Origin of the sequence: Streptomyces wuyuanensis (assembly GCF_900103455.1) — a bacterium.
GTDB lineage: Bacteria > Actinomycetota > Actinomycetes > Streptomycetales > Streptomycetaceae > Streptomyces > Streptomyces wuyuanensis.
In genome coordinates this window covers 1-12,161 of sequence record NZ_FNHI01000019.1, presented here as the reverse complement: position 1 = coordinate 12,161, position 12,161 = coordinate 1, and the positions used below count along the sequence as shown (strand labels likewise).

Annotated in this window: 11 protein-coding genes and 3 pseudogenes; 7 read left to right on the top strand and 7 right to left on the bottom strand. The window is 68.5% G+C overall.

The features are described from left to right. The first annotated feature begins 201 nt into the window (after window positions 1–201). Window positions 202–1,812 carry a molybdopterin-dependent oxidoreductase gene (locus tag BLT82_RS25220; RefSeq protein ID WP_093658728.1) on the top strand — a complete coding sequence of 537 codons (1,611 nt, stop codon included), beginning with the start codon at window positions 202–204 and terminating at the stop codon, window positions 1,810–1,812. 91 nt (window positions 1,813–1,903) lie between these two features. Next, entirely contained in the window at window positions 1,904–2,560 is a 657-nt protein-coding gene (locus tag BLT82_RS25215) for a fasciclin domain-containing protein (RefSeq protein ID WP_093658726.1), read from the top strand. Between the two features lie 251 nt (window positions 2,561–2,811). Here BLT82_RS25215 and fmdA read toward each other — a convergent pair whose 3' ends face one another. From fmdA to BLT82_RS38855, 3 genes are all read right to left on the bottom strand, one after another. Further along, window positions 2,812–4,062, bottom strand: coding sequence for a formamidase (gene fmdA / locus BLT82_RS25210; protein WP_093658724.1), 1,251 nt, complete (start codon window positions 4,060–4,062; stop codon window positions 2,812–2,814). 33 nt (window positions 4,063–4,095) lie between these two features. Continuing rightward, window positions 4,096–4,737: an AmiS/UreI family transporter gene (locus BLT82_RS25205; protein ID WP_093658722.1), complete on the bottom strand. Its 642-nt coding sequence runs from the start codon at window positions 4,735–4,737 to the stop codon at window positions 4,096–4,098. A 151-nt stretch (window positions 4,738–4,888) separates the two neighbouring features. Next, entirely contained in the window at window positions 4,889–5,167 is a 279-nt protein-coding gene (locus BLT82_RS38855; RefSeq protein ID WP_093658720.1) for an FmdB family zinc ribbon protein, read from the bottom strand. 268 nt (window positions 5,168–5,435) lie between these two features. Here BLT82_RS38855 and BLT82_RS25195 point away from each other — a divergent pair, with 268 nt between their 5' ends. After that, window positions 5,436–6,599 carry an NAD-dependent formate dehydrogenase gene (locus BLT82_RS25195; protein WP_093658718.1) on the top strand — a complete coding sequence of 388 codons (1,164 nt, stop codon included), beginning with the start codon at window positions 5,436–5,438 and terminating at the stop codon, window positions 6,597–6,599. A gap of 227 nt (window positions 6,600–6,826) precedes the next feature. Next, a complete protein-coding gene (locus BLT82_RS25190; protein WP_093658716.1) occupies window positions 6,827–7,273 on the top strand; it encodes a hypothetical protein in 447 nt (148 codons plus the stop codon). 199 nt (window positions 7,274–7,472) lie between these two features. On the opposite strand, the gene BLT82_RS38115 is transcribed toward BLT82_RS25190, so the two are convergent. Both BLT82_RS38115 and BLT82_RS38850 read right to left on the bottom strand, forming a co-directional pair. Next, the gene (locus BLT82_RS38115) at window positions 7,473–7,613 is read right to left on the bottom strand and encodes a hypothetical protein (RefSeq protein WP_244529579.1); all 141 of its coding nucleotides are present in this window, start codon (window positions 7,611–7,613) and stop codon (window positions 7,473–7,475) included. 50 nt (window positions 7,614–7,663) lie between these two features. Beyond that, window positions 7,664–7,792, bottom strand: a pseudogene (locus BLT82_RS38850) (linear amide C-N hydrolase); the annotation flags it as partial. 62 nt (window positions 7,793–7,854) lie between these two features. Here BLT82_RS38850 and BLT82_RS25185 point away from each other — a divergent pair. Continuing rightward, window positions 7,855–8,259, top strand: a pseudogene (locus BLT82_RS25185) (DJ-1/PfpI family protein); the annotation flags it as partial. Between the two features lie 58 nt (window positions 8,260–8,317). Further along, window positions 8,318–8,643: pseudogene (locus tag BLT82_RS25180) on the top strand (hypothetical protein). 356 nt (window positions 8,644–8,999) lie between these two features. Here the strand turns inward: BLT82_RS25180 and BLT82_RS25175 are convergent. Then, window positions 9,000–10,757, bottom strand: a complete 1,758-nt coding sequence (locus tag BLT82_RS25175) for a lysyl oxidase family protein (protein WP_093658714.1) — start codon at window positions 10,755–10,757, stop codon at window positions 9,000–9,002. Window positions 10,758–11,510: 753 nt separating this feature from the next. Further along, a complete protein-coding gene (locus BLT82_RS25170; RefSeq protein ID WP_342029424.1) occupies window positions 11,511–11,834 on the bottom strand; it encodes a molybdenum cofactor biosysynthesis protein in 324 nt (107 codons plus the stop codon). 156 nt (window positions 11,835–11,990) lie between these two features. On the opposite strand from BLT82_RS25170, the gene BLT82_RS38110 reads away from it, so the two are divergent. Continuing rightward, window positions 11,991–12,161 (top strand): transposase (locus tag BLT82_RS38110; protein ID WP_244529598.1); only part of this gene is annotated, 171 nt, incomplete at its 3' end.

Below are 12,161 nucleotides of genomic sequence, written 5' to 3'. Positions count from 1 at the left end.
ATCCGGGTTCGCGTCCGGACCGCCGGGCCCGCGGGTCCGGTCAGCGTCCGGTCTCTCCGCATCACCCGATGACCCACGAACCGTGCACCGGCTGCCCGCACCGATGGATGGCTCGGGTCCTCCCGTGGGGGAGTGGATGCACTGGTCCTGTGTCAACGAAGTCCGCCCCCGTTCATCCATTCGCATGGCGGACCAATCCGGATGCGGCGGGCGTGCCGAATTCCCGGTGTGACGATCGAGAGTGCTTCTTCCGTGAGCCGTCGGCTCCTGGCCTGTGCCAGTGGTTTGCTGGCTGCTTTCGGGGCGTTGGCAGTGGCGGAACTCGCAGGGGCCGCGGTCAGGCCGGAGGCAGGCCCGGTGAAGGCGGTAGGTGGTTGGGTCGTCGACGCCACCCCGGCGCCGGTGAAGGACTGGGCTGTCCGTCAGTTCGGGACCAGCGACAAGTTGGTTCTGCAACTCTGCATCGTGATGGTGCTGTCGGTGTTCGCCGTCGTACACGGCCTACTGGCACTCCGGCACCGGAGGACGGCCGTGTTCGGGTCGCTGCTGTTCGGCGTGACGGGTGCCGCGGCCGCGCTCGGACGACCGGATTCGGCGTCCTGGGCGGACGCGCTGCCGTCTGTGGTGGGGGCGCTCGCCGCGTCCGCGCTGCTGTATCTGCTGGCGGGCCGACTGGCAGTGAGCTGCGACAGCGCGCCCGGCACCCCTGCCGGGGCCGGGGACTGGGACCGCCGGGGATTCCTCATCGCCGCCTCCGCCGCTGCCGCCGCCTCGGCCGGGGCAACCGTGCTGGGACGTGAACTCGCCTCCGCCCGAAGCGGCAGCGCCCTGAGGTCCCGGGCGGCGGTCCGTCTGCCTGCTTCCGGTTCCCCGGCCCGACCCGTACCTTCCGGTGCGGTGCTGAAGGTCCCGGGCCTGAAGCCGTTCATCACTCCGAACAAGGACTTCTACCGGGTCGACACGGCCCTGGTGGTTCCGAAAGTGGACGCGACGACCTGGCGTCTGCGGCTCCACGGCAATGGCGTGCGCCGTCCGCTCACGCTGTCCTTCGAGGACCTGCTCGAGCGTGAACTGATCGAGCGAGACATTACGTTGACCTGTGTCTCCAACGAGGTCGGCGGCCCTTACGTGGGAAACGCGCGCTGGACGGGCGTACGGCTCGCCTCTCTCCTGCAGGAGGCGGGAGTGAAGCCCCCGTCACGCGGCGGTCCCGCCGACCAGTTGGTGTCCCGGTCCGTCGACGGCATGACACTGGGAACTCCGGTGGAGGACGTCATGGACGGTCGCGACGCGATCCTCGCGGTCGGCATGAACGGCCGGCCCCTCCCGTTCGACCACGGCTTCCCGGTCCGCATGGTGGTATTCGGGCTCTACGGGTACGTGTCCGCCTGCAAGTGGATCGAGGACATCGAACTCACCACCTTCGCCGACTACGACGCCTACTGGGTGAGGCGCAACTGGGCCCCCAAGGCTCCGGTCAAGACCCAGTCCCGCATCGACACCCCCAAACCGTTCGCCCGGCCGAAACCCGGAACCGTCATGGTCGCCGGAGTCGCCTGGGCCCAGCACCGAGGCATCGACAGCGTGGAGATCCGCGTCGACGACGGCCCCTGGAAGCCCGCCGCCCTCGCGGCCGAACACACCACCGACACCTGGCGCCAGTGGTCCTTCCCCTGGAACGCCACCCCCGGAAGCCACACTTTGACCGTCCGCGCGACCGACCGCACCGGAGAGACGCAGACGGAGATGCGAACCCGGACGGCGCCCGACGGTGCGAGCGGCCGGCACTCCGTGCTCGTCAGCGTCGGCTAGACCACCGCCTGCCTCGCCGCGCTGTGCGGCAGGCCCTCACACCACTTGACCATCACGTCAGGTAGCCATGAGAACACCCAAGGAGACAGAGATGCATGCCCTGCGCTTCCGTCGTACCGCCGTCGCCGTCACCGCGGCCGCCGTTCTGCCGCTCACCCTGAGCGCCTGCGGCGGTGGCGACAGCGGCTCCGACGCGGCCGCGGACAAGGCCGCCACCTCGGCCCCGGCCGAGGAGCAGTCGACGCCCGCTGTGGACGAGGCCGCACCCGCGGCCGGCCCCTTCGGTCCGGCCTGCGCTTCCGTGCCGAAGGAAGGAGCCGGCTCCTTCGACGGCATGGCCAAGGACCCCGTCGCCACAGCCGCCTCCAACAACCCCGCACTGTCGACCCTCGTCGCCGCCGTGAAGAAGGCGGGCCTGGTGGACACTCTGAACAACGCCGAGAACATCACCGTCTTCGCCCCCACCAACGACGCCTTCGCCAAGATTCCCAAGGCCGACCTGGACAAGGTCCTCGCCGACAAGCAGATGCTCACCGAGATCCTCACCTACCACGTCGTCGGTGAGAGGCTCACCCCGCAGCAACTCGGCACCGGCACCTACGACACCCTCCAGAAGTCCGCCCTCACCACCAGGGGCTCCGGCCAGAGCTACACCGTCAACGACAACTCCAAGGTGGTTTGCGGCAACGTCCCCACGGCCAACGCCACCGTGTACATCGTCGACACGGTCCTGATGCCCAAGTCCTGATCTGCGCAGGCCGGGTCGCCGGATTTGCTCCGGCTGCCCGGCCTTGGCGTGTGTGTCGGCGAGCTCGGAAGCCATGGCGGTTCAGCGGTGGCGACGCACTGCCCGTCCAACGACCGCGGGTCAGGCCCGCCGGCTTGACGGATCCGCACGGGAGAGATTCGACCGGGGCGTCGCGCACGGACGCCGGGCCCATGCTCACGGCCCCGCAGGCGGGGTCTGCGGGGCCGTGGCCGGGGACCGTGGCTGTCCGGTCAGGTGCTGGTCAGCGCGGCCTGGCCGCGATCGGCCTTCATCGGTCCGGAGGGAGACGGCCGCACGTCGAAGTCGAAGATGGCGGTCGGCACGTACAGCGAGCAGCACGCGTTCGGGATGTCGACGATGCCGCTGATACGTCCCTCGACGGGCGCGGAGCCGAGCAGGAGGTACGCCTGCTCACCGCTGTAGCCGAACCTCCTGAAGTACTCGACGGCGTTCAGGCAGGCGCGGCGGTAGGCCAGCGTCGCGTCCAGGTAGTAGTTCGTGTCCGTGTCGTGGTCGACGGAGATTCCGATGAACGTGAGGAACTCCGAGTAGCGCGGCTCGACGTTTCCGGGCATGAACACAGGGTTGGTGGAGATCCCGTAGGTCTCCATTCCGCCCTTGATCAAGTCGACGTGGAAGTCGATGAAGCCACCCATCTCGATGGCGCCGCAGAACGTGATCTCTCCGTCGCCCTGGCTGAAGTGCAGGTCTCCGCCGGAGAGTTTGGCGTCCTTCACGTGCACGGGGTAGAACACCCGCGAACCCCGCGTGAAGTTCTTGATGTCGTGGTTTCCTCCGTTCTCACGGGCCGGCACCGTGCGCGCTCCTTCCGCGGCGATGCGCTGGGCGAGATCCCCGGTGGCCGTGCCGGCGAGGGCGTGGGAGGCGTCCGGGGGTACGGCGAGGGGCGGCACCCGGTCCGGGTCCGTGTCGATCAGTGCCTTCTCGCGGGCGTTCCACCGCGCCAGCAGCTCCGCCGAAGGAGCCGTTCCGAAGAGCCCGGGGTGGGTGATGCCGGTGAAGCGGATCCCGGGCAGATGGCGGGAGACTGCCTGCTGGCCGTGGAAGTCCCAGATCGCCTTGTAGGCGTCGGGGAAGTAGTCGGTCAGGAAGCCGCCGCCGTTGGCCTTGGCGAAGATGCCGGTGTAGCCCCAGCCCTGGCCCGCCGAGTCCCCGGACTGCTGTGGCACGGGGCCGAGGTCGAGTATGTCGACGACGAGCAGGTCGCCCGGTTCGGCCCCCTCGACGCCTATCGGGCCGCTGAGCATGTGGGGGATGGTCAGGTCGATGTCGCGTACGTCGTTCGCGGAGTCGTTGTTGCCTACCTGGCAGTCGGTCCAGTCACGGCATTCCATACGGAACTCGGCTCCGGGCTTCACCATGGTGGCGGTGGGGACGTCCGGGTGCCACCTGTTGTGCCCAGGAGTGTCCTGATCACGCATCGACTTCGTTTGGTCCACACTGAAAATGACTTCAGGCATGTCGGTCTCTCATTTCTGATCAGGTCCGGACGTTCAGGACGTTGAGCCCGTGCTTTCGGCTGCTGCGTCCGACGAGGCGGTGGCCGGACGCCGTCGCCTGGTGAGCGGCCAGAGCGCCCCGAACACCACGACTCCGAAGACCGCCAGGGCGATGGCGGTCTCGACGGGGTGCCTCCAGTAGCCCGAGAGCAGCAGGAAGGCGGGGATGACGCCGGTGACCCAGCCCTGGATGGCCGTCACCCAGCCCACGTAGGTGGTCAGGTGGGAAATCTTGAGGCCGAGCAGCAGGAAGAACAGGAACCACAGGAATGCCCAGTAGAGCCAGATGACCCCGAACGGGTAGTCCCTGAAGAGGCGGAAATTGACGAACGAGTACCCCAGGGCAACGATTGCCACGAAGAGGGAGTAGTAGCCGACTCCGCTGCTGTCGAGACCGGTGAGCAGGCCGATTCCCACATAGAGGTACGTGAATCCGAACAAGTAGATGCCGGATGCCGCCAGAATTAGGGCCGGGTTGCCGGCGGCGATGAAGATGAGATAGGTCGGTGTCAGCACCTGCAGTGCGCCCACGAAGAGGTTGAACACCGCCCCGGCCTTGGCGTCGACCTTCCCCAGCAACAGCAGTCCGTTGATGAAGAGCACGGCACCGACGAAGAGCAGTCCCACGTTTCCCACGGGGACGCACCTCCTAAGTCCGCGTGGGGACGGAATACCGTCATGACGCTCGTGGCGCTACGGAATACCGCCACGACGGGACCGGCGTCCGCGTTCCGGCGCCGGAACCCGCACGAGAAACCCGAGAGGCTCTGTGCAGCCGATCACCGCCCTAGGGTCGCGGCAGCCGCGAGAGTGCCGGGTGGGGCCGCGGCTGCGGGCGCTTGCCCGACGGCACCTCGGAGACGACTGCCGGAGCCTCACGGGACTTCTCCTCCCGTTCGTGCAGGGAGGCGACCCCGTGTGGCATCACGGAAAGGGCAGGGGCCGAGAAGACGCGTCTGGCCACGGCCGAGCAAACAGGGCAGCCGTAGGTCTGCGGTGCCGTACCGATGGCCAGTTTGACGTCGAAAGGCCCGCAAAGGCTGCATGAGTATTCATAGGTTGCCATCAAGTCGCCTCCGGATGCCGGCGCACTCTGGTCAACCTCGACGTCCCCGACGCGCCCCGAGGGGCGCCCGTCGGGGAATCTTTCTGCCTCTTTCAAGGAGACGTCTCGGCTTGAGAGTTGTCAAGGCGGGTCGCACCGGTCCGGCCTCGAGGTGCCGGTGAGGGTTTTCGGTGCCGGCGGTGGTTTTCGGACTGCGTGTCCGGCGTATGCTCGATCAGTAGCGGGGGATTTCCTACCTGAGCTGCGGCCCGATCGATGGAGGACGGCCATGGCGAAGATCCTTTCTGTGCTGTATCCCGACCCCGTTGGCGGATATCCACCGCCGTACGCTCGCGATGACATACCCACCATCACCGGCTATCCGGGCGGGCAGAGCGCGCCGACCCCCGAGGCGATCGACTTCACCCCGGGGCAGCTGCTCGGATGTGTCTCGGGCGAACTCGGCCTGCGCCGCTTCCTGGAGGGGGCGGGCCACAGCTACGTCGTCACCTCGGACAAGGAAGGGCCGGATTCCGTCCTGGACCGCGAGCTGTCCGACACCGACGTGGTCATCTCACAACCCTTCTGGCCCGCCTACCTCACCCCCGAGCGCATCGCCGCGGCGCCCCGTCTCAAGCTGGCGATCACGGCGGGGATCGGCTCCGACCACGTGGACCTGCCCAGCGCCATCTCGCACGGCATGACCGTGGCGGAAGTGACCTTCAGCAACAGCATCAGTGTGTCCGAGCACGCCGTGATGCAGATCCTGACGCTGGTGCACAGCTACATGCCCGCCCACGAGTGGGTGACCACGAAGAAAGGCTGGAACATCGCCGACGCGGTCTCGCGCGCCTACGACATCGAGGGCATGGACGTCGGCGTCCTCGGCTCCGGCCGCATCGGCCAGGCCGTGCTGCGCCGCCTGAAGCCGTTCGACGTCAGACTCCACTACTCCGACGTGCACCGTCTGCCCAAGGAAGTGGAGGAGGAACTCGAGCTGACATACCACCCCGACGCACGCTCCCTGGCGTCCTCGGTCGACGTGCTGTCGATCCACACACCGCTGCATCCGCAGACCCTGGACCTCTTCGACGACGAGCTGCTCGGGGCGATGAAGCGCGGCGCGTACATCGTCAACACCGCACGCGCGCTCATCGTCAACCGGGACGCCGTGGTCAGGGCCCTCGACAGCGGTCGGCTGGCCGGATACGCGGGAGACGTCTGGTATCCGCAGCCGCCCCCGCCCGACCATCCCTGGCGGACCATGCCGCACGAGGCGATGACACCGCACGTGTCGGGGTCGACACTCTCCGCCCAGGCGCGTTACGCGGCCGGGGTGCGGGAGATCCTGGAGTGCTGGTTCGCCGAGCGCCCGATCCGCCCGGAGTACCTCATCGTCGACGGCGGCGGGCTCGCCGGGGCGGGAGCGCACTCGTACACGGTGGCCGGATAGATGGGGGCCGGCACATACCGACCGGGGCTTCGTACGGGCGCCGGACCAGGGGCGTCCGTATGCCCATTGTGAGTCGATTCACTGGTTCTTTCCTGGACGTACCTATCCGACGGCTTTAGCGTTCATATCTACCTCTCCTTTATGTGAATCCGGTGGCAAGGGCGCCGCGCACACCGAAAGGCAGAGCGCTTCCCACAGAGCAAGGTGAACGCCGGAAAGGTGAAGCTGTGAGCACCGAGGCCGTATGGGTCAGGGGCGTGAAGGGCATCCAGCTGCATCACGTGACCGACCTCCAGGACGCCGGAAGGTTCCTGGGCAACGCAGCCATGGCGCTGCGAGCCGCCCACGTGCGGACGGGCGCCGACCACTATGCCGGTGTCGCCGCCGAGCTCAAGGCCCTGGTGACGCGGGTACGGGAGCTGGAGGAAGCGGCCCGCAGCGCGATGCACGAGCTGCACTCCGCCGACCCGGAGCGCTTCGCCCGATGCCGGGACGGCCACGAGCCCTGGCCGGGGGAGATCGAGGCCGGGTTCATCCCGCGCCACACCTGCAAGGACGAATGCCTCTACCACGATCGAGGCGTACTCGAAGCGATCATGCAGTGCATCTGCGGCAGGCCCGCCTGCCAGGCATGCGAGATCGACGGAGGCAGGCCTGACGGGCCGAGCTTCTGAGCCGACTCGCCAATGGCTTGATCATCGACGCCCGTCAGCGTCGGGACGGACGCCAGTGCGATGCGCCTCCTGCCCGTCGCCCGGTTCCGGCAGCGGCGAGCTGAAGCGGGTCGCCCGCCGGGAAGCGGTCGACGGGCGTTGACGTTTCCCGGCAGGTGGAGTTCGCTGTCGGTTCCTCGTGGCCGAGCCTGCGCAGGGCTCACCTGCTCAGCAGACGCAGTTGCTCGTCGCGGGCGGGTGCGTTCGCCATGCTCGTGTACTCGCGGCCGTGGTGCACCCGACGTTCACCCGCCGGGTACTCGATGATCGCCGCGTCTCCGGAGCCGTCCTCCAGGGCCACGTGGACCGGGCCGCGCAGCTCCGCATTTCGATCGGCACCAGCCGGAAGGTGTCGAGCAGGTCCAGGGCCTGGCCGACGCTCGCGGCGCTGTCGAGCAGGTACCGGATCCACAGGGCGACCTGGAGACGGGACTGTGCCGGGTCGCGGGGGCCGGGGCCGCTCTCGTCCAGGCAGAGCATGTGCGCCGACAGGCCGGCCTCGTTGAGGCCGTCTGCCGTCTGCCGTCCGCCGTCTGCCGGCAGGGGAGTGGCGGCCGGACGAACTCATCCCGGTGCTGCTGGGCCGCACCCTGGCGACGGAGCTGCCCGCGCTGCTGCGAGCGGCGATGGCCGAACCGGAGGTGACGGTCGGAGCGGTGTGCGGGGGTTCGCTCGTCCTGGCCATGGCCGGCTTGCTGGAGGGGCGCCGTGCCACCACTCACCACATGGGCCTGGACATGCTCGACGCCGCCGGGGTTCACGTGGTGAACGGCCGGGTCGTCGACGACGGCGATCTCGTCACCGGTGCCGGTGTCACCTCGGGCCTCGACTTGGGCTTGTACTTGCTGGAACGCGGGGTGGGACCCCGGATCGCCCATGCAGTCGAGGCACTGTTCGCCCACGAGCGCCGCGGCACGCTCTGGCGCAACCACGGGCCCGCGCCCGCCGCCCTCCGAACGCCCTGGCCCGTGACCCGCACACCGCTTCTGCGAGGAAAGAACCGCCATGTCCGTAGAAGGAACCTGGGACCTGTCCGTCTCGACGCCCATCGGCAGGATCAAGGCCGTGGCCGAGTTCCGGCGCGAGAAGGCGCCCTCACCGGGACCGCCCACGGCGCGGGAGAGGAAGTACCCCTCGGCGACGTCGTCCTCGACGGCGACCGCCTCACATGGAGTCAGGCCGTCACCAAGCCTTTGCGGCTGAACCCGGCCTTCACGGTGCGGATCGACGGGGACACCCTGACGGGCACCTCAAGGGCCGGCCGCCTCCCCGCCTCGAAGGTCACCGGAGTGCGCCGCACCGGCCGGGCGGGCGCCGAGCACCGACCGTGACCAAGGTGCTCGAGATGCCCGGGCTGCTCACGGTGCGGCATCCGATGACGTTCGACGCACGGCCGGCTGTGAGTGCCTGCTTCGAGAGTCACACGCCGGCAAGAAGCATGAAGGTGCAGGCCACGACGCGACGGGCGCCGCGACCGACGAGCCGTGCTCTGACGGCGGGTTGCGCGGGCGGGCGTGGGCAGTCGGGATGTGAAGGCCTCCCCGTGAAGCGCATGGGGAGGCCTTCCTCGCTGATCACCTGTCACAACGGCGGGCGCCGACCGTCCCAACCCGCCCGGCGGATCACGGCCGTCGGGCGGATCCCCTTCAATGACGCCACGAGCGGCCGTGATACTGCGGACGTACCGTCAGTTCGCGTTCACCAGGTCGTGCGCCGGCACCGTCACCGTCCGCTTGCCCGGCTTGCCGCCCAGCACGACCTTCCGCAGAGCGCTGTTGTTGGCGGTGCTGGTCTCCTTCAGCCGGTTCTCCGGGTTCGCCAGCACCTGGATGTAGTACGTGCCGTTGGGCACGTCGGTGATGTCGAAGGACTGGCCGGGCAGGTCCTGCGTGTAGGTGTCACCGGAGCCGACGTCCAGGACCTCGCGGACGGAGATCGAGTTCTCCTGGCCGCAGGCGGTGGCCAGATCGGTGTTGTACGGGTGCCAGTTGGCGTTCTTCACCGTGTAGTCCACCGCGTCGGTGTTGGCGAGGCAGAAGGCCTCCTTGCCGCTGCGCACGGTTTCCTTCTTGTCCGCCTTCAGCAGCCGGTAGCTGGCGAAGTCGGTGAAGTGCCAGTGCACATGGCCCGGCCGCGGGTCCCATTCCATGGTGCCGGTCGGGGTGTAGCCGACCTGCTTGCCCTTGGCGTCGTAGAAGTACTGGTAGGCGTCCATCTTGGTCTTGCCGGGCGCGCGGAACCCGTCCACCACGAGCTGAGCCGGGCCGGCGTTCCACACATTGGCGCTGAAGGCCAGGTAGTCCTTGCCGGGGACGTCCTCTCCGCCGTCGCTGATGGTGATGCCGTAGGCCGGCAGCGACCGCAGGTCGGGCTTGGGGACGTTCGGGACGGAGGGCTTGCCGGTGGGCCGCTTGGACTGCGGCCCCAGCGCGGGCGCCTTGCGCGAGCCGTCCGTCCGGCCCGCGGTGTCGCCGACCTTCATCGAACGCCCCGCCTGCTGCTTCTTCAGTGCCCACGGCAGAGCCGGAGGGGCGGCCTTCAACGGCCCGTGACCGACGTTGTACGAAGGACCCGCGCCGCTCGTCACCGGCGCGGCGGCCTGGGCGGGCGTCGGGGCGTGCCCCTGCCCGTGGCCGGCGTGTGCGGCGCCTGCTGCCGGCGGAGCCTGGTGGGCGGCGCGGTGCCCGGCGTGCTCATCGGACCTGGCGCTCCGAGGCGCGACGCCCCGACCGTCCTCGAAGCTGCGCTCCTCCACGGTCACCTTCACCGTGGCGGGCTTGTTCGCGATGCCGAACAGGTCGCGGTACTTCTTGGCGACCGAGACCTTGGCGGTGTAGCTGCCGGCGGCCAGCTTGACCGGCTTGGTGTAGGAACCCGCGTACGTGTTGGCGGCCCAGCCCTTCTCCACACCCCACACGGAACCGAGGGTGAAGGGGTTGGTCGGGCAGCTCTCCGGATACTTCGAGGTGGCGGGCGCGTCGGGCCGTACGCGGCCACTGGCGTTGTTCGGGCAGAAGCTCTCGGCACGGCGCAGGACCTGCTTGCCCGCCTTGTCGGTGATGGTGATCTCCGCGAAGCCCGGCAGCCCGGAGAAGTCCTTCACGGTGCCGTTGGGAAGCGCTTTGGCCTTCGCCTTACCGCCCTCGTACACGGTCTGGGTGATGACCACCGGGTCCTTGTAGGACTTCCGGGTCACCTTCAGCTCCAGCGGCATCCCCTCCGCGGTGAGGTAGGTCCCGAGATCCAGGTAGACGCCCGGATCCTCCTTCCACGACGTGAGCGTGATCGAGGTGCTCGCCGCGATGAGGCTCATGTTGGGCCCCGTCGCGGCCTTCGCCGAGTCCGACGTGTTGGCCACGAACCCGGCCGTCACGGCCATGGCGGCGATGGCCGTGGTGCCCGCGAGCAGCGGACGCCGTAGCCGGGTGGTACGCGTTCTGGTCATCGTTCCCTCGTCCTCCGGGATGCTGTGCGGCAAGCAAGCAGACAGCGGGCGACGCGGCTCGACGACATGCGACAACCGCATCCCCGGGTGGTGAGAGGAACGGACCGGACGCTCGGTTGTCCGCAGGGCCGAAGACGCTGCGAGGTTGGCCGGATAGAGCCGGTGCAGAAAGGAACAGGCCGTTGTCGCGGGTATGCCCGAACTGGCGGTAGACCTTTTGGTAGAAGATGCCGCGGTGTTCAGGACCCCAGTCCGGACTGCTGACTTCCTGAACCATCGGCTGCACGGGGCGGGGCGGCGTGACGCCATCGGCGAGATCGACGTCCTGCTCCAGGCCGGGCTCGCCGTCGGACCACGCTCCCCCTGTCTCGCGCCCGGTCGCGGCCCCGCCGTCGAAGTGTCCGGACGCTGGGCGGTCTCCCGTCGGGCCCGGCGGACTCTCGCGAGCGGGGCTCGGCCGGACGCGCGGTTCTCCGGGGGAAGCTGCCCTGTCGAGGTAGGGCGGCTTACGCGGGGGAATGCCCGGCCCGGGCTGGAGCGGGTGTTGCGAAGTCACGCCGCGCTCAGGGGTGTTGCTGACGTTGTACCGTGCCGGTCGGCAATCCTCGTCGTTGCCCGAGCGTCAGCACGGCGGCTGTTTCCCCGGAGCCTGCGCCGCACCCACCGTATTTTGCCCGGAGCCTGCGCTGCACGCACCGACTTGCCCAGTCTGCGCGCCAAAGCGGCTTCGGGCTCCTCGGGACGGGGTTCTCCTCAGTGCGCTCCTTGAGACTCCATGTCAGTGATGGTGAATTCTGCGGCTCCCAAAGTCAGAACACCATCGGAAAGGGGTGTGCAGCGCACGCCGCCCTTGCCTCTCAGCGCGCGCTGGGCACCGGCTCCGATAGTGGTCTCCATCCAGGCACAGGGCCGTGCCGCGCTGTTGACCGCCAGCAGGACCGGGCCGCCACCGCTGTCCAAACTGATCATCGACCCCACACACGCATCGACATCCACTCCCTTGAGGAGCACGTTCCGACGCGTCTGCCGAAGGTCGACCGCAGCATTGATGTGCAACGGAAGATTCTCCGCTGCCATCAGAGTAATGGCGGCGCGGCGGGGTTGCGTCCTGGGAAGTGGTGTACGGGTTCGACCTGATCCGGGGGTTTGCTCCGGCATCGGGATGGCGCCCGCATAGACGAACGGCCACCGGCTGATCTTCGAAGTGTCGAAGCCTCGAAGGAGATCAGCACGATGACCGCACCAGACAGTCTGCCCCTGCACGCCCTCGCCGAGGACAACCTCGCCTCGGCGAGTCCCGATCTGCTGCGCGCGATGGTGAAGACGTTCGCCGATGCGCTCATGTCGGCGGAGGCCGACGCCCTCTGCAACGCGGAGTACGGGCAGGTCAGCGAGGAACGCGTC

What these genes read in the sequence shown, in the direction of transcription:
- BLT82_RS25215 (WP_093658726.1), top strand. Translation starts at nt 1,904, where the DNA reads ATGCATGCCCTGCGCTTCCGTCGTACCGCCGTCGCCGTCACCGCGGCC.
- BLT82_RS25220 (WP_093658728.1), top strand. Translation starts at nt 202, where the DNA reads ATGCGGCGGGCGTGCCGAATTCCCGGTGTGACGATCGAGAGTGCTTCT.
- BLT82_RS25175 (WP_093658714.1), bottom strand. Translation starts at nt 10,757, where the DNA reads ATGACCAGAACGCGTACCACCCGGCTACGGCGTCCGCTGCTCGCGGGC.
- fmdA (WP_093658724.1), bottom strand. Translation starts at nt 4,062, where the DNA reads ATGCCTGAAGTCATTTTCAGTGTGGACCAAACGAAGTCGATGCGTGAT.
- BLT82_RS38855 (WP_093658720.1), bottom strand. Translation starts at nt 5,167, where the DNA reads ATGGCAACCTATGAATACTCATGCAGCCTTTGCGGGCCTTTCGACGTC.
- BLT82_RS25195 (WP_093658718.1), top strand. Translation starts at nt 5,436, where the DNA reads ATGGCGAAGATCCTTTCTGTGCTGTATCCCGACCCCGTTGGCGGATAT.
- BLT82_RS25170 (WP_342029424.1), bottom strand. Translation starts at nt 11,834, where the DNA reads ATGGCAGCGGAGAATCTTCCGTTGCACATCAATGCTGCGGTCGACCTT.